General features: G+C 47.5%; 17 protein-coding genes. 4 read left to right on the forward strand and 13 right to left on the reverse strand.

Annotation, left to right across the window (positions count from 1 at the left end; translation table 11 throughout):
• Positions 1-205: 205 nt before the first annotated feature.
• Positions 206-1045: a carbonic anhydrase gene (locus ACUYLD_RS20175; RefSeq protein ID WP_446675832.1), complete on the forward strand. Its 840-nt coding sequence runs from the start codon at positions 206-208 to the stop codon at positions 1043-1045.
• Positions 1046-1156: 111 nt separating this feature from the next.
• Here ACUYLD_RS20175 and ACUYLD_RS20180 read toward each other — a convergent pair whose 3' ends face one another.
• Positions 1157-2443 (reverse strand): Gfo/Idh/MocA family protein, encoded by a 1287-nt coding sequence (locus ACUYLD_RS20180; protein ID WP_446675833.1) that lies wholly within the window; start codon positions 2441-2443, stop codon positions 1157-1159.
• A 138-nt stretch (positions 2444-2581) separates the two neighbouring features.
• On the opposite strand from ACUYLD_RS20180, the gene ACUYLD_RS20185 reads away from it, so the two are divergent.
• Entirely contained in the window at positions 2582-3418 is an 837-nt protein-coding gene (locus tag ACUYLD_RS20185; protein WP_446675834.1) for a helix-turn-helix domain-containing protein, read from the forward strand.
• A gap of 10 nt (positions 3419-3428) precedes the next feature.
• Here the strand turns inward: ACUYLD_RS20185 and ACUYLD_RS20190 are convergent, their stop codons facing one another.
• The 4 genes from ACUYLD_RS20190 to ACUYLD_RS20205 all read right to left on the reverse strand — a co-directional run bounded on the left by ACUYLD_RS20190 (position 3429) and on the right by ACUYLD_RS20205 (position 7265).
• The gene (locus ACUYLD_RS20190; RefSeq protein ID WP_013308340.1) at positions 3429-4259 is read right to left on the reverse strand and encodes a carbohydrate ABC transporter permease; all 831 of its coding nucleotides are present in this window, start codon (positions 4257-4259) and stop codon (positions 3429-3431) included.
• Positions 4249-5121, reverse strand: coding sequence for a carbohydrate ABC transporter permease (locus tag ACUYLD_RS20195; RefSeq protein WP_446675835.1), 873 nt, complete (start codon positions 5119-5121; stop codon positions 4249-4251). Before ACUYLD_RS20195 ends, ACUYLD_RS20190 begins: the two co-directional genes overlap by 11 nt.
• A 38-nt stretch (positions 5122-5159) precedes the next feature.
• On the reverse strand, positions 5160-6458 hold the full coding sequence (locus ACUYLD_RS20200; RefSeq protein ID WP_069290860.1) for an ABC transporter substrate-binding protein: 1299 nt from the start codon (positions 6456-6458) through the stop codon (positions 5160-5162).
• Between the two features lie 249 nt (positions 6459-6707).
• The gene (locus tag ACUYLD_RS20205) at positions 6708-7265 is read right to left on the reverse strand and encodes a GNAT family N-acetyltransferase (RefSeq protein WP_446675836.1); all 558 of its coding nucleotides are present in this window, start codon (positions 7263-7265) and stop codon (positions 6708-6710) included.
• A gap of 166 nt (positions 7266-7431) precedes the next feature.
• Between ACUYLD_RS20205 and ACUYLD_RS20210 the strand changes: the two genes are divergently transcribed.
• Entirely contained in the window at positions 7432-8307 is an 876-nt protein-coding gene (locus tag ACUYLD_RS20210) for a hypothetical protein (RefSeq protein ID WP_254327271.1), read from the forward strand.
• On the forward strand, positions 8300-8899 hold the full coding sequence (locus ACUYLD_RS20215) for a hypothetical protein (RefSeq protein WP_446675837.1): 600 nt from the start codon (positions 8300-8302) through the stop codon (positions 8897-8899). The genes ACUYLD_RS20210 and ACUYLD_RS20215 overlap by 8 nt, the downstream gene beginning before the upstream one ends.
• Positions 8900-8985: 86 nt before the next feature.
• Here the strand turns inward: ACUYLD_RS20215 and ACUYLD_RS20220 are convergent, their stop codons facing one another.
• The 8 genes from ACUYLD_RS20220 to ACUYLD_RS20255 all read right to left on the reverse strand — a co-directional run bounded on the left by ACUYLD_RS20220 (position 8986) and on the right by ACUYLD_RS20255 (position 17200).
• A complete protein-coding gene (locus ACUYLD_RS20220) occupies positions 8986-9444 on the reverse strand; it encodes a hypothetical protein (protein WP_446675838.1) in 459 nt (152 codons plus the stop codon).
• Positions 9445-9493: 49 nt separating this feature from the next.
• A complete protein-coding gene (locus ACUYLD_RS20225; protein WP_250259866.1) occupies positions 9494-10462 on the reverse strand; it encodes an ABC transporter ATP-binding protein in 969 nt (322 codons plus the stop codon).
• The gene (locus ACUYLD_RS20230; protein ID WP_446675839.1) at positions 10449-11486 is read right to left on the reverse strand and encodes an ABC transporter ATP-binding protein; all 1038 of its coding nucleotides are present in this window, start codon (positions 11484-11486) and stop codon (positions 10449-10451) included. Before ACUYLD_RS20230 ends, ACUYLD_RS20225 begins: the two co-directional genes overlap by 14 nt.
• 59 nt (positions 11487-11545) lie before the next feature.
• Positions 11546-12391 (reverse strand): ABC transporter permease, encoded by an 846-nt coding sequence (locus ACUYLD_RS20235; RefSeq protein ID WP_446675840.1) that lies wholly within the window; start codon positions 12389-12391, stop codon positions 11546-11548.
• Between the two features lie 4 nt (positions 12392-12395).
• The gene (locus tag ACUYLD_RS20240; RefSeq protein ID WP_023986565.1) at positions 12396-13346 is read right to left on the reverse strand and encodes an ABC transporter permease; all 951 of its coding nucleotides are present in this window, start codon (positions 13344-13346) and stop codon (positions 12396-12398) included.
• Between the two features lie 72 nt (positions 13347-13418).
• Positions 13419-15038 carry an ABC transporter substrate-binding protein gene (locus ACUYLD_RS20245; RefSeq protein ID WP_446675841.1) on the reverse strand — a complete coding sequence of 540 codons (1620 nt, stop codon included), beginning with the start codon at positions 15036-15038 and terminating at the stop codon, positions 13419-13421.
• Positions 15039-15195: 157 nt separating this feature from the next.
• Positions 15196-15558: a DUF1304 domain-containing protein gene (locus ACUYLD_RS20250; RefSeq protein WP_061831915.1), complete on the reverse strand. Its 363-nt coding sequence runs from the start codon at positions 15556-15558 to the stop codon at positions 15196-15198.
• A gap of 130 nt (positions 15559-15688) precedes the next feature.
• On the reverse strand, positions 15689-17200 hold the full coding sequence (locus ACUYLD_RS20255) for a methyl-accepting chemotaxis protein (RefSeq protein WP_446675842.1): 1512 nt from the start codon (positions 17198-17200) through the stop codon (positions 15689-15691).
• Positions 17201-17313: the final 113 nt, after the last annotated feature.

Consider the following 17313-nt stretch of genomic DNA (forward strand, 5'->3'; position numbering starts at 1 on the left):
AATATGGAATTATTTTGTAATGCACACTCCATTATTATAGTAACTCTTGCCCAAAAAGGACAAACATAAATCTAACTTACTAACTTAAAACTATTTAATCGAAAAATGCTTCTTTCTAAGTCCTTGGACCCTTGTAGGAACTTTGTACAATAATTTACAATGTAAAAAGTTTCACATACTCTATTTGGAAGAAGGATAAAGAAACATGAAAAAAAACTGGAAAGGTTGCCTGTTCAGCATATTTGCCATTATCTTGGTTGTGTCGGTAACAGGATGCAATTCACAGCCCGCCATTTCTAGTACCACCAGCACTTCATCCTCATCAGCTACCAACGCTCATGCGGTTGTTCAAAAAGGCCCGCACTGGTCTTATGAAGGAGATCAGGGACCGGAGCATTGGGGAGAGCTGGAAAAAGATTTTGTTGCTTGTGGTAACGGCCACGAACAATCTCCTGTCAATATAGAGCATACCCATTTGGAAGCATCGCAAACGCAGCAACCGCTGCAAGTTCATTATACTAATACGAAAGCATCCATTTTGAATAATGGGCACACTGTGCAAATCAATGTTGCCGATGCCAGCAATAGCATCATGCTGGACGATACTAAATTCACTTTAAAGCAGTTTCATTTTCATCACCCGAGCGAACACCAAATAGATGGTAAAAATGCTGAAATGGAGCTTCACTTTGTCCATCAAAGCGACGACGGAAGCACAGCTGTCTTAGGAGTCCTTATCCAAAGTGGCAAAGAAAACAAGGCTTTCAACCGCATTTGGTCCAAACTACCGAAGGATAATTCCCAAGAAGCGGCGGCTCTAGATGAAGAAATAGATCTCGCTGCGCTGCTGCCAAAAGACCTGCACTCCGTTCGCTACAACGGATCGCTGACTACCCCGCCATGCACAGAACATGTAAATTGGACTGTGCTGGAGCAGCCTATTGAAATGTCCGCAGACCAAATCAACCAGTTTGCTGCCATTTTCCCCGATAACCATCGTCCTGTACAACAACTGGGAACCCGGGAACTGACTGCCGATAAATAATAAAATAAAGTGCCGTAAGATGTAAGGTGCATTCTATATATAAATACAACCGAAAAGCCCCCTCTATTCATCTAGTTAGAGGGGGCTTTTCGGTATTAAATTTACTGCTCATTACAAGCGCACCAGTTCCTCCACCTTCACCGGCTGACCTGTACGCATAGAACGGTTGGCGGCAATGCCTGTTAAAATGGACCATGCACCGTCCATATGTGAGGCCGCACGATGGAACCGATCCTCTGCCGGCTTATCGAAAATATCACGCAGCATAACTGGATCTCCTCCGCCATGACCACCCTGGCCTTCCTCTACTTCGACCTCATAAGGTGCTGCAAAGTGGGGATAGATGGTGATGGTCTTCTCTTTTAGCGCACCCTCATCTGCCTTGCTGCCACCGGAATTAACATAGGATTGCTCGGATACCCGAACCTCCATCCGTCCCTTCGTGCCGTTAAATACGATGATAAAGCCCTCCCAAGGCATGTAAGCATTCAGCGAATAGTTCATTACCGTCTTGTTCTGATACTTCACCATGACACTCAGCGTATCTTCAATGCTGATATTGTCGCCAAATACGCTTTGATCCCGCACATAGCCATCCTCATGCTCAGCATCCAGATACATGCTTTTTAGATGCTCGTTACGGTCCAGGTGTAGCGCAAAGGGGTCATTTTCCGCTGCCTTGCTGCCGTAAGCCCGTTGATAAAACTCCGTCACGCCACGCTGCTCCGCATTTTCCCGGCCATAAAATTTCAGATCCCCCATCGCATACACCGTCTCCGGTTTCGAGCCAAGCCAGAAGTTCATCAGATCAAAATGATGCGTCGATTTATGCACCAGCAGACCGCCGCTATTGCGCTTGTCCCGGTGCCACCGACGGAAATAATCCGCGCCATGCTGTGTATTCAGCAGCCATTCAAAATTGACTGACAGCACCTCTCCGAGCGTTCCGTCCATGATCAGCTCACGGATTTTCGTATTATGCGGCGCATAGCGGTAATTAAAGGTGACACGCAGCTTCCGTCCCGTGCGGTCTATGGCATCCAAAATGTCTTGGCATTTATCTTCATCCACCGTCATCGGCTTCTCGGAAATGACATCACAGCCCAGCTCCATCGCCCGGATAATATACCGATGATGCACCCGGTCAATGGTCGTGACAATGACGATATCCGGCTTCGTCTCCGCGATCATCCGATCAAACTCGTGAGCTTTATAGGTCGGAATCGGCTCATGCTCGTATTTCTCCTGCAGCAGCTGATTGGCATAATCCATTCTCGTCTGATTGACGTCACAGAACGCGATCAGCTCCGAGGTATCTTTGAATACAGTAACAACTTCACCGTAAAAAAATTCGGCTCTTCCTCCGGTACCCACAAGTGCATATTTGATTTTAGCCAATTGGTTCACACCCTTTACATGAATTGCTTTTATTTTATAGTATAAGAAAAAGCAAAATCTTCGCTTTTATTATGATTTTTCCCGTAAAGTATACATATATTATCCTCATGCATTCTTTCATTAAAGGAGACTATCGATATGATCGCTACACCCCGTTTTGCCATCGAGCAAACGTTGCGGAAGGTGCCATTCAGCATGTCCGCCGACCATGTCCACCAAGCGCACGAAATCTATTATTTGCTGGCAGGAGAGCGCTACTACTACATTAATCAGCGGGTATATGCGCTCCAGAAGGGCGATTTGATTTGGATCAGCAAACATGATTTTCACCGTACGAGTAACAAGGGTAGCGGTAGCCATGAACGGATTTTGATTAACTTTGATGAAGAATTTGCAGCCTCGTCAATGACCGTCTCTCCCTCCAGCGATCAGAATCAGCTTCTTCTGCCAGAAAAAAGCTTTCTGCTTCGCCCCTCCCCGGAAGAACAGAGCGAGCTGGAGCATCTATTCCGGCAAATGCTAGATGAATACCATCAAGAACATGCCTACCGCCAACTATATCTCCAAAGCTTGCTACTCCAACTCCTTATCCGCATCCGGCGCATACAATCGGCCACTGCCGATACCATTGCACCGGAACGTAGCGAAAAGCAGCAGCGCGTGTACTCGGTCATCGCATACCTGCATGCTCATTATGACGAGAGCCTGTCGCTAGATCGGCTGGCTGAGCATTTTTATATTAGCAGCACGTATTTATGCCGTATTTTCAAGCAGACAACAGGTTTTACCTTAGTAGAATATCTTCAGGATGTGCGGGTCCAGCAGGCTCGGGCGTATTTAAGAGAAACAAGCTGGAAAGTGACTTCCATTGCTGAAAAAACGGGTTTTGACAGCATCGCTCACTTTGGTCGTGTATTCAAGCACCTTACCGGGCACACCCCACTACAGTACCGAAAAAAATACAAAAAGGAGTAGAGAGATGCCCCTACCCCTTAATTCCCGTCAAGGTGATGCCTTCAATAATTTGCTTTTGGGCAATGATGTAGACGATTAGCACCGGGACGACAGAAATGGTGGTACCCGCCATCATCAGTGACCAATCGGCGGTATATAACCCTTTGAAATTGTTAAGTAAAAGCGGAACCGTGAATTTCTCCGGTGTATTGAGATAGATAAGCGGATCAAGAAAGCTGTTCCAGGCACCCAAAAAGGTGAAAATCCCTATTGCCGCCAATGCCGGACGAATGAGTGGCAGGATGACGCTCCAGTAAATACGAATGTAGCCCGCCCCATCCATTACCGCCGCTTCCTCTAGATCGCGTGGGATACCCATGACGAACTGGCGGAGCAGAAACACTGCGAATGCATTAAACAAGGCTCCAGGTACGATCAGCGACCAATGTGTATCCAGCCAACCGATGCGATCCATCACCAAATATAACGGAATCATCGTCACCTGCTTGGGCACCATCATCGTAGCGAGGAACAAGATAAACAGTATGTTCGAGCCCGGAAATCGGATTTTAGCAAAAGCATACGCCGCCATAGACGCGCTAATCAGTGTCGCTGTCACGATGATCACCGTAATGTAAAAGCTGTTCATATACGCCTGCACGAAGGGCATTGCCTCCAGCGATGCCGGATAGTTGCTCCATACGAACGGATCAGGAATCCATTGAGGTGGGACGACGAAAATTTGAGAAATATCCTTCAGGGAACTGAGAACAGTCCACAGGAATGGAAAAAACATGACTAAAGAGCCGACAGCGAGCAGCACATGGCGCAGGAATACCCTACCTCTGGAACTAATCTCCATAGTGCACCCACCTCTTTTGCATTTTAAATTGCAGCAGTGTAAATACGAGAATGATCACGAACAAAATCATTGCTGCCGCAGCACTTTCTCCCATCGTGAAGTCAATGAACGCCTGATCATAAATGTGGTACACCAGCGTATAGCTTGCTTTGGCTGGCCCTCCATTCGTCATGACAAACGCCTGATCGAACACCTGAAAAGAACTGATGACCATCATGATGGTCACAAAAAAGGTCGTTGGTGACAACAGCGGCAATGTAATATACCTTAGCTGCTGGAACTTGCTGGCCCCGTCAATTTCGGCTGCCTCGTAATAGCTTTTGGAGATACCCTGGAGTCCTGCCAGAAAAATGACCATATTATATCCAAGTCCCAGCCATATGCTCAAAAGCGCAATCGACGGAATCACCCACTGCGTATCGGTAAGCCACATCGGGCCTGTAATCCCAATCGCTCGCAGCAGATGATTTAAAATGCCAAATTCGCCGTTCAGTATCCACATCCAGATGACACCAACCGATACCGAACTGGTTACGACAGGCATGAAAAAGAACAAGCGATAAATTTCCTTGCCCTTCATTTTGTTGAGCACGATGGCTACGAGCAGAGCCAATATAATCCCCGCCGGGATGACCAACACCATATAGTACATCGTATTGATGAGTGCCTTCCAAAAATCAGGATCAGATAATTGGCCTTTGAAATTGTCCAAGCCGACAAACAAGGGGACGCCAAATCCATCCCAGTTTACAAAGCTTAAGTAAAGCGCATATAGCAACGGCAACAGCGAAAAACATAACAGACCCAAAAACTGGGGGCCAATAAATAGATAGCCCCACAGCGCTTGATGCTTTTTCTGCATCTTGTCACCTTCCTCCCCGGTCACGGCCCATCCCGTGCCTACTTGACCGCCTTGGATATGATCTGATTCAACTTTTCAATGGTTGCCGCAGCATCCTGCTTGCCCAGGAACATCAGGTCGATGGTTTCCGTGATATCCGAGTTCAGCCCTGGCACCTGAGCATCATAGGCCAGTGCAGATCCATGAGCATGCCCTATGTTACGTCCTTCGGTCAAATAGCTTGAATGCTCAATTATCGCCTTTTTCATAATGCTCTCATCTGCGGCAGCAAGCGTACCCATGGCATTCCCACCTTCAACCAGCCGGGCCTCCTGTCCCTTCACAGAGACGTAGAATGCTGCCAACTTCATGGCCTCTTGCACATGCGGACTATTTTTGTTTACAGCTACATAGGCAACCGGAATGGCAACGGGCTCATTCTTACCGGTATTAGATGGCCAGTAGATATAATCGAAGTCGAGGCTTTTATTTTGGCTAAACAAGGGTTCCAGCCATCTTCCCGCCGCCAGCATACCGACTTGATTGGACATGAACATCGCGTCAGCCCCTTGCCCTTTGGGAAGCGAGCCGAGATATACCGCATTTCCCTTTTTCACCATATCGTACATAAAACCGAAGGCTTCCTTGCCCTTTTCATTGTGGTCCAGCACATATTTACCTTGTTCATCAAAGATCTGACCGCCATTCGACCACACCCATGAATACCAGTGAGCCCACCAGTTTTCCGCAATATAACCCTGCTTTCCGGCTGCCTTCAGCTTGGATGTAACCTCTTCAAAGGCGTCCCAATTCCACTTGCCTTCGTCATAGTATTCTTGCGGCGTCTTCACGCCTGCTTCCTTAAATACCTTTTTGTTGTAATACATGACCATCGGGTTGGAGTCGGGAGTGACCCCATAAATTTCCCCATCACGCTTTGCCGGTCCCCACAATCCTTCCGGAAAATCCTCAGCCTTCACATCACTCGCATCACTTTTTAAAAACTCACCCAAAGGCTGTACCTGCTTCGCCCCGATCAAACGCGCAATCGTCGATTCATACGAATAAAACACATCCGGTCCGCGACTTCCCTGAAGCTGTGTCAACAGCTTTTGCTCATATTGGTCTCCCGGTACAGGCACCAGCTTAACCTCGATATTTGGGTTTTCCTTTTCAAATGCATCCAGCGCCCGCTGATACACCTTCACCTCCGCAGGATTACCCCAAGCCTGCATCGTAAGTCGCACTTTTTGCCCTTCTGTGTTCTCTATTTTGGGAGAGGTACTGCATGCCGCTGCAAGTAAAAACAGAACGCTGAGGAAAAATCCAATCTTTATCCAGCTCATGTAATTGTCCACCTTAACCGCCTCCTGTAGCTTCGCATGGTTGTATGTCATCCTTCTTTTGAAGCGCTTACAAAACTTTCCCTATCATCATATGTAGGAGGGGGAGGCGCGATATCCCCATTTTCATTTTTATATAATTTTTTTCTTTTGGGGCTCTGATATGACAGCGACCAAGGGAAAGTAAAGGGCTGCACAACAAAAAAAGAAGAATGCAGATCACCTGCTTCCTTCTTTCGTATTCCTTCAGTATGATTCCGTTTTCTATGACTTTATTAGCATCTTTTCAAAAATATTATAGCCGTTCGTTTCGCCTATATACGTATAACCGCATTGTCTGTAAAACTCGCTAAGCTTGTCATTTTCCGCAATACAGTCTAAACGGATTCGATCCTTGCCTGTGAAGTGGATGCCTCGTTCAATCCATTGCATCAGCTCACGGCCTAGCCCCTTCCCGGTGCTATCGCGATCCACAACCAAACGATGCAGATATACTGAGGTTCCTCCTTCAGAATCCGTTTCGTCTAGTCCCCACAACTTACGGTCCCATGCACTGGGTTGCTGCTGCAAGATCACTGCGCCTGCCAAGCCATGATCCTCTGATGCTCGGAAAATAACCACTTCTCCGCGTGCAATAGCACCGCCTAGGTTATGATCATCTTTTCCTTTTAGTAAGCGTCCCCATTGCGTAGAGCCTTTGCTGTGCAGCCATCTGGCCGTCTTTAAAATTAACTCCTGAACCTGCTCCTGATCTTCAGTGCTTGCCTGAAAAGCCATTAATCCTGGTTTGACGGATGATTCGACAATAGTCATTGATGTCATGCTGCACCTCAACTCTCACTAATTTTCCTTATGTATAAAATATAGCATAAAAAATGAGCGTCTGATGATCTAGCAGAGCGTAAAAATATGAACACTACTATACTCTTATCGGTCATTTATGGTGAAAAATGTAACCTTTCTAATCATTTCAACCGATGATATCCGTATGAGAACAGTTGGAAAGGTTGTGAATGAGGTGCCAAGCCGTAATCCATATCTCCTCAAAAAGATATTTGGCATAAACAAAGAACGTATACTCATCTTCGCGCTGCTGCTGATCCCCGCTATCGCTGCCTTTATTGGAACAAGGCCTATGCCTGCGCAGTATATTTTGCAGGGAGAAATGCATCCGGTCAAAGATCTTGGCGTTCAGGGAAGCGTGTTTTTTGCGTCTGTGCAAACGGGTATTGCTAACAATCTCCTGGAGCGTTGGAATGTATATTCCAGTGAAAATGTATCTGGGGGAGCGATTAAATTTGAACCTCTTGCCCCTGATGAAGTGGACTCTTATTTGAAGGACCTTACAGAGACGGACACGCTAAAATATTCTGCCATGCAAGCCGTACATGCAGCGACGGAATTAAGCGTAGACAGCGACACAGCTGGGGCTACGGCGACTTTCTCGAATCTTAACAAATTGGAGGATGCTCGCTATGCGGAGCTATTGACTCATTTGCAGGATCTTTCGGGAAATTCCTTGGGTCTGATGACAGGTATCGGACTGTATGAGGAAGCTAATAATATCGACTTTTCAGATGGCGGACGTCACAAAATCGCTGGCTCTGGCACGATGGAAGAATACGGAGATGTCGGATCGGTCGGTGGGCTGGAGCAAAAGCTGCTGGGAGCCGAGGCGGCAAAGGTTGATCTATTTTTCGTACCGGCAGATTATGAATGGTACGGTGAGGAAGGCAACGAAGCAGAGGCTGCCCGAGTTCAAAAGGAGCATGGACTCAAGTTACGCATTATCCCCGTAGAAACACTGGAGGATGCTATCGTGTATTTGAAGCAACTAGACTGGGAGGAAGTACATCTTGAATGATCCAGATTCCAAAGCATTCCCATCCAAGACAGTTGGCAGCGTACATCAAGCCTTACTAGCAGTGGGCACTATAGGCGAATTTATCATCCTTATTTTTACATTAGTGTATATCTACGCAAATGATTTTTATTATGATCATCTATACGAGCTGGAGCAAAAATTTACAGTTTTTAGCTTTGTGCTGCACTACTTGTGTTTTGTAACCTATCTGATCTGGCTAGTTCAAGTACATAAAGCCATCCGGCAAAAGCATTCCGATTATCCGATTCGTACCGTGGGAGCCATTGCTCGCATGATTCCTTTTATTAACTTGTGGGGATTCTCTAATACATTCACCCATATTTACAGGTACTTTGCGCTCCACCCCGAATTGGAGCGCAAAGCCCGTTATATTCAAAAGATGATTGTTCCGCTATATTTTGTCTGGTTTGGTGAAGGAATTATTAATCGGATTCTTATCCGGCACTTTTCCGATATGGAATCGATGTCCATGTTGTTGGGAGCCATTATGCAAACCACCAGAATGGCCTTCTTTTACTGCATGACACGGATCATTCACAATAGTCTGGTTATGCTGAATAAAAAAAGATGAAGAAGGATTGCATTAAAAAAACGAGCTGGCCTTCACGGTCAGCTCGTTTCCATTTCTGGTGAATGGTGTTACTCCACCCCCATGATTTAATTCGTCTGTGCAGCAGGTACAATTCGGTATAATCCTGAAGTCTCGCCCGCCGCGGGACATACTTTCTGGATGAACCATCCTAACGACAGCACTCTCTCCAGCCGATCATACTCAGCCTTCGTCAGTTCGGATGTAACGGCTTCGCTTCCTTCCTCCAGTGACAGCTCAGGCTCCCGCCCGAACGCAACGGCAATCCACGAACGAATGCCCCGGATCGTATTGTACTTAATCTGATATCCATCCGTTACCGCGCTGACAAACACTTCCGGCTCCTGGGACGCCAGCCCGGTGACAAGCTCTGTATAATCAAAATCGGATGGTCCGTCCGTTGGCAGCTCATTTTGCTGCACCCGACGGATTAATTCCTCTTGGGACCAGCCTAAAGAGCGTAATGATTCCAGCAAGAGTGCGTCCCATTGGGAAATACGTACTCTTTTCGTCGTCGATTCAGTCATCGTTTTTTACCTCCTTTGGGTCATGCACATCATACAACCGATCTTAACCCTAATGGTTAACCGGGTACGCTACATAATGGCCGGGGCTGATTTCTCTCAGCTCGGTTGTACTGTTGTTATCCTTGTCCCATACTAATGAACCGTCTGGTTGGGCCAAGCCTCCCCCCAGTCCCTCCCGTTCTCCGACTGCTCTCGGATCAGGCACAGGGATGGAGGATAGCAGCGCCTGCGTGTAGGGGTGAGCGGGCTGCTCATACAGTTCATCTGCATCGGCTACTTCTACCAGTCGCCCATGGTACATCACACCGATTCGGTCTGAAATATGTCGCACCATCGACAAGTCATGGGCGATGAACAGATACGTCAGCCCGAACTCCTGCTGGAGATCCTCCAGCGTGTTAATGACCTGCGCCTGGATGGACACATCCAGTGCCGAAATCGGCTCGTCACAGACGATGAACTCGGGGTTCACGGACAGAGCACGAGCGATGGAAATCCGCTGGCGCTGCCCACCACTGAACTCGTGCGAGTAGCGATACAGATGCTCCCGCTTCAGCCCTACCTTTTCAAGCAAAGCTACTACAGCATCTTTACGCTCACTACCCTGATGCAATCTGTGAATATCCATCGGCTCACCGATCAGGTCAAGCACGTTCATACCCGGATTAAGAGAGGAATATGGGTCCTGAAAAATGCTCTGAATACGCCGACGCAGCGGCTTGAGCTGTTTATCGTTCAGCTTGGAAATATCCTGACCGTCAAAGCGTACCGTACCTTCTGTATAATCGTATAATCGCGTCAGACAGCGTCCAACCGTTGATTTCCCACTACCTGACTCACCGACCAGTCCGAACGTCTCGCCACGCTTGATTTGAAAGCTCACGCCATCCACCGCCTTGAGCACTTCAGAGCTACGCCCTAACAAATCCTTTGCGGTCACAAAATGCTTCTTAAGCTGGTGTACCTCCACCAAGGGCTGTTGCTCACCCAATACATCGTTTGTTTCACTCACCGTCATTCCCTCCTTCCGCGTGGCCCGCTTCGGGCGTCTCGCAGACTCCAGCAGGCACTGCGTCCGGCTCGTTCAACCAGCAGGCTGCTCGCTGATCCGGGCGCAGCTCCACCATCGGTGGCCGCTCTACACAGCGGGCAAACGCGTGTGGGCACCGTTCCATGAACGGACAGCCTGATGGCGGGTTCAGCAGGTCCGGCGGCGTGCCCTCAATCGGCACCAGCCGCTCGCGGAAGCCGTTCGTGCGCTGGGGCACAGAACGCAGCAGGCCCTGCGTATACGGGTGGCCCGGACGATAAAAGATATCGTCCACGCGTCCCTCCTCCATCACCATGCCGCCGTACATGACGATGACACGGCTACACACCTGGGCGACGACGCCCAGATCATGGGTGATCAGAGCAATGGACATGTCGGATTGCTGCTTTAGCGTCTTGAGCAACTCCAAGATTTGTGCCTGAATCGTTACGTCCAGTGCTGTAGTCGGCTCATCTGCAATCAGCAGCTCCGGGCTGCACGAGAGCGCCATGGCAATCATCACCCGCTGGCGCATCCCGCCGCTGAATTGATGCGGGTATTGGTTCATTCGGCGCTCCGGCTCGGTAATGCCTACTTGTCGCAGCAGTTCTACAGCTGCTTGCGTAGCCGCTTCCTTGCTCAGTCCTTGATGTCTGCGAATCACCTCAACCAGGTGATAGCCAACCTTTTTGACCGGATTCAGCGAGGTCATCGGGTCCTGAAAAACCATTGCAATCTGGTTTCCGCGTATTTTGCGCCATTGCTTTTCCGTCAGAGCGGTCAGGCTTTGTCCCCGGTAACGAATATCGCCGTTCAGCCGCTTGCCCGGCGGGGCAATCATCGACATGATCGCTTTCGCTGTAACACTTTTGCCGCTCCCGGATTCTCCTACGATTCCTACCGTTTCTCCAGCATCAATATGAAAACTAACCCCTCGAACTGCCTGATTTTCCCCTTCACGAGTGAAAAAGGAGACCTCCAGCTGTTCGACGGACAGTAGATGTTCTGTCATTGTGTTTTCGCTCCTTCCTGTCGCTCCTGGAGCCATTTGTAATGGATCTGTGCTATGAATCATCGTTTTACTAATTTGGGTTCAAAGCCTACACGCAGTACATCTCCCAAAATATTAAAACTCAACACAGTCAGTAAAATAAGTAGACCCGGGAACAATGCCATATATGGGGCCTGTGCAATATATCCTTGGGCATTATTCAGCATACTGCCCCACGTAGCGTTCGGCAGCTGAACACCAAAGCCAAGGAAGCTCAGTGACGATTCCATCATAATCGCTGAAGCGATATTGTTCGTCGCCCCTACGATAATTACCGGAATCAGATTCGGTACGATGTGCTTCATAATAATACCCAACGTACTTTGTCCCGAAGCTTTGGCATATAGTACATACTCCCGTTCGCGCAACGTCATTGTCTCTGCACGGACCACCCGGGCAATGTTCATCCACATGAGCAGGGCGATAATGACAATGATATTGCCGACGCCCGGCTTCAAAAACACACTCAGCAGCAAAATAACCAAGAAAGACGGAATTGACATGATCAGCTCCAAAACCCGCATAAGCAGATTGTCGATCCATCCTCCAAAATACCCGCTCACAATCCCTACCACTGCACCAATACTGGTCGCAATAATCATGGACGCGAAGCCTACCAGCAATGATACACGTCCGCCGTACAGTGCTCTTGTAAAATAGTCCCGCCCATAATCATCCGTCCCAAACCAGTGTGCCGCTCCCGGTGGTTGGAGACGCTCCAGCACGTTCAACTTATTCGGGTCCTGCGGCGATAAAAATGCGAAAATCGCCCCCAGCGAGAATACGATCAATAGTATGAGAGCGACGGCGCCCATTTTGCTCGTCATCAGCTCGATCCCGATGTTGCGCCATTTGCTCCGATTCATGAATTCACCTCGTTGATTTAATTCTCGGGTCCGCAATGCTGTACAAGATATCCGCAAGCAGATTACCCAGGATCAGCAGCAGAGCGGAAAATAAAGTAATCCCCATGATGACGGGATAATCCATCCCTTTTACCGCCGTCATGCCCAGCGAGCCAATGCCCGGCCAGGAAAATACCGTCTCCGTCACAATGGCTCCAGCCACCAGGTCCGCAACCGACATTCCGAGCAGCGTAATGATGGGCAACAGCACATGCTTAAGCACATGTCGAAACAAAACCAGTCTTTTTCCAGATCCGAACGCGTATTGAATCTGCACATACTCTTCCTTGAGCTGCGTAATCGTGCTGGAACGGATGTACCTCACATACACAGACAGAAAGCCGAAGGCCAGTACAAAACATGGTAAAATCCCATGCTTGATTACATCTAGCACCGAGTCCGTACCGATGGTACGCATTCCTGTACTCGGAAGCCAATGCAGATAAATCGCAAACAAATAAATAAGTAAAATACCGAGCCAAAATAGCGGAACAGAAATCCCGATGTACGACATCAGATTAATGAGCTTGTCGATCCAGCGATTCCGATTAGCCGCGGCCGTCAAACCGAGTGGAATTGCAATCAGCACAGCCAGTATGATGGATGCACCCATCAACCCGGCTGTTGCCGGGAGACGATCGAGAATCTGATCTAGCACGGGCTGGTGATTAATTAGCGAGTAGCCGAGATCACCCGTCAGGCTCTTTTTAAGCCATAATATGTACTGCACATAAGCAGGCTGGTCCAGCCCCAAGCTATGCCTCATTCGTTCAATGTCTTCCAGATGCATATTCGGTGTAACAAAAGAGAGAACCGGATCACCTGGAGCCAGCTTGATCAAGCCGAAGCAGACGATGGACACAAAAAATAGCATCGGTATAACTTGCAGCAACCTTCTGGCGATGAGTTGTCTCATACGTTTCCCTTCCCCTTGCTGTTTTCGAAAAAAATAAGCTGGTTAGCCCAGCTTATTTTTGAAAACCCTGTCTTATTTGTGATAAATTTTGGACAAATCCTCGAAAATCACGACCGGCTTTAACACAGCCTGATCAATACCGCCATACTGCTTGTCGAAGGCTACAATAGTCTTGGTGTAAGCAATCGGGTAGATGACAGCATCCTCAGCCAGCAGTTCTTGTACCTTTTTATAAATTGCTCCACGTTTAGTCGTATCCGACTCACCCGCGCCCTCTTCCAGTAGCTTATCTACTTCTTTATTTGAATGATGTGAATAGTTGGAAGATGATCCGGTGCTATACAAAATACGATACGCGTCAGGGTCATATCCCATGATATAGCCGCTGATCGCCAGATCGAAGTCCTTGGCATTCGTATCGACGAATTTTTGCGACCATGCCGAGGAATCCATGCTGTTCACGTCCAGTTGAACGCCTATGTCCTTTAACTTCTGCTGGATATAGAGCGCTTGTGCTTCTTGTACCTTGTTGCCGCCCGGAATGATAATGCGCAGCTTCAGTCCTTCAGCGCCAGCCGATTTCAGCAGCTCTTTTGCTTTGTTCACATCATTATTGAAAAATGCAACGTCGTTCGTGTGATACAGTACGTCCTGTGTCAGAGCAGATTTCGCAGTATCTGCATAATCCTTGGAGCCATAGGATACCTGAATCAATTCATCCTGATTCAATGCATAAGAAAGCGCCTGCCGTACTTCTTTTTTGTTCAACTGCTTCGTATCGCTGTTTTCATTAAACATCAGATAAGCCAAGCGACCTTCGCTGTAAGGGAAAATGTCAAACTTATCTGTTGCTTTAATGGTCTCCACATTTTGCGGATCGAGATAGTTTACATTGATCTCACCATTTTGAAGGGCCAAATTCGCAGCATTTGAATCTTTAACAATCCGGTATGTTACTGAATCCAGATGCGGCTTTCCGCCAACATAGTTATCGAACCGTTCGAGTGTAACGTACTCACCGGTTTTGTACTCTTTAAATTTGAAAGGACCAGATCCAATCGGAGAGTTGTTTTTTGTACTCTTCTCAATATCCGCTTCATTCTCGAAAATGTGCTTCGGAATCGGGGATACCTGTACCAGTGCTGCCTCAAAAGCAGGAGCTGGCTGAGGAAGCTTGAAATCCACCGTTGTATCATCAACCTTGCTCGCCTGAACCGGTTTTCCATTAACCATAAAATTACTTCTCAAAAAGCTGTGCTGCTTCTCGTCCAAAATTTTGTTAATGGTGAAAACAACATCGTCAGCTGTCAGCTTCTCGCCATCATGCCAAGTCAGATTTTTTTTCAGTTTTAGTGTATAAGTCAGCTTGTCTGCTGAAGGAGTCAGACTGTCTGCCAAATAAAATGTCTTTTTGCCATTGTTCACTTGAAACAATGGTGCGAATATCGCCTGATCTATCGTCAGACTTACCCGATCACCCGCATAATTCGGATTCAGCACCACCGGATCAGCTTGTACGCCAATGATCAGGCTGCCGCCATCTTTAGGCTGTCCGTTATCAGCTGTTGTGGTAGCTGTACCGGGCGTATTCCCATTCGTCTCAGACGTAGATCCAGAATTCCCGCTGGAGCATGCACTTACAACCAACATCAATACAATTAATACCAATACACCAGTCAAATTACGACGCATCGCTCTAGCCCCCGTGTCCTCTTAGTATGTAATAAATTTATTATAAATCGGAATAGTCGGATTTACAATCGGTCAAAAACTGTTTATTCCCCTTGTCATTAGCATTCCAGACATTATGTGATCGAATCTAGAAAAAAGACACCCGTTAAGGGTGTCTTCAGAGTATCCACAAACTGATTAGTGCCAGGATGGCAGGCAGGCCTTGCTTTAATAAAATAGACTTATTGGCAGTTAATGCACCATACAACGCAGCCACTACCACACAAATGACAAAGAATAATTGGATTTGCCGCCCGAACACAGTATCCGGATAGAACAAGCCCCACACCAATCCGGCTGCCAAAAAGCCGTTGTACAGCCCCTGATTTGCAGCCAAGGATTTGCTTGCTTCCGCCAGCTCCTTCGAGGTGCCGAACGTACGCATCGCCCGCGGAGTCGTCCACAGAAACATTTCCAATATTAGAATGTACACATGCTCCAGAGCTACAATTCCGACCAATATTGAACTAAGTAAGCTCAAGTATATTCCTCTTTTCCACATAAAGTTACTATGAGGTGATTTTTAGATCTATCCTCGAAAAGTATAGTTCATCTTCCAAAAACAGTAAAGAGACCGAGCCTAAGGCCCGGCCTCATTTCTACATGAAGCCTTACATCGTTCTTGCAAAATCCAACAAAGCTTTGGACATGCTGTTGATCTCGTCTGTAGATGCATTCACTTGTTGCGTTAGCGCGGCTTGTGTTTGTGTCAGCGTAGACATATTACCAATATTGTGCAAAATCTGCTCGATGAGTGTCTTCATTTCGTCCAGACTAGTCTCGATATTTCCGGTCGCATCAGCACTGTGTATGGCGAGTTTTCTCACTTCATCTGCAACTACCGCAAACCCCCGCCCCTGCTCGCCCGCACGCGATGCCTCAATGGCGGCATTCAGACCCAGCAGATTTGTTTGATTCGCAATCTCTTTAATGAAGTTGGAAATGTTTTGGGTCTCTTCTGCACTGACTTTGGCTTGATTCGCTGCCTCTGTCGATTGCTCCTGAGCCGTTGCCAGCTCCTGCGCCTGGTTACTAACCGAGTTAACGCCGTTCACCATTTCCGTAATGGAATCGGAGAGATGCTGAATTTTGAGCGTCAGCTCATCCGCGACAGCCTGCTTTTCCTTTTCGACAGTAATATCACGAATGGTACCCGCAATACGAATAGGCACTCCCTTGCTATCGCGTATGCTTCTTCCACTGTTTTGATACCAGCGATATTCGCCATTTTTACTTTGCAAGCGACATACCATGTCATATGGCGTACGATCTGAATAGTCATTTAAATGGTCAACTACAGCCTTAAACGCATGCTCGGCATCGTCAGGATGTATACGCGAGCTCCAACTGCTTAGTACACTCGGGAAGTCCTGCTCATCCTTAAAGCCCAAGGTGTGGCGGAATTGCTGGGACCACCAAAATATATTATCCGGGTTCTCGATATCTCCATCAGCCAGAATGACGTCATATGGAGCCTCCACCAAAACACGATTGATGAGATCATATCTTGTAACTAGAGCCTGAAGCTCCTCGGACTTAATCTTCTGGTCGTGCACATCCAATAGAGCGCCCGCAATCCGAAGCGGCACTCCCTGCTGATCGCGGATCGTCGTTCCGGTAGCCCGGAACCAGCGGTATTCTCCATGCTTCAGCTTCAAACGATACTGTACGTCATAAGGCGTCTTGCCCGTAAAATCCAGCAAATGATCCGACAATTCGGTCAATGCTCTGTCATGATCTTCGGGGTGCAGCCGGGATGCCCAGCTGTTTAATACATTGGGGAAGTCCTTTTCGCTCTGATACCCCAGCATAGCACGAAATTCTTCTGACCATGTGAACGTATTACTTGGATTGACGGGATCACCCGCAACCACCTCCATGTCCCATAAGCCAATCTCTATAGCCTTGGTAACAAGCTTCAGACGGATGTCAACATGTTGAGCATCATTTTTCATGGACTCAAGCGCTTGGTTTACATTGTTAGCGATTTCTTGAACCTCGGAAGATTTGGATGAAACTTGTATTGCGGCAGAATAATCCTTCTGCTGTATTCTTTGTGAAAGTTTGCGGCTTTCTTCTACTAAAGGAGCAAGTGAGTGGGTCTCATTTTTTTTAAGAAACATATATGCTCTTCCCTTCTAAGCCAATATATAAAACGATATAGTTTAATATCGGAATTTTATTAAGAATCATTATAAATAAATCTAAAATCGCATAGGTAATAAGAATCGTTTTT

It is taken from the genome of Paenibacillus sp. SER-28, assembly GCF_052906305.1.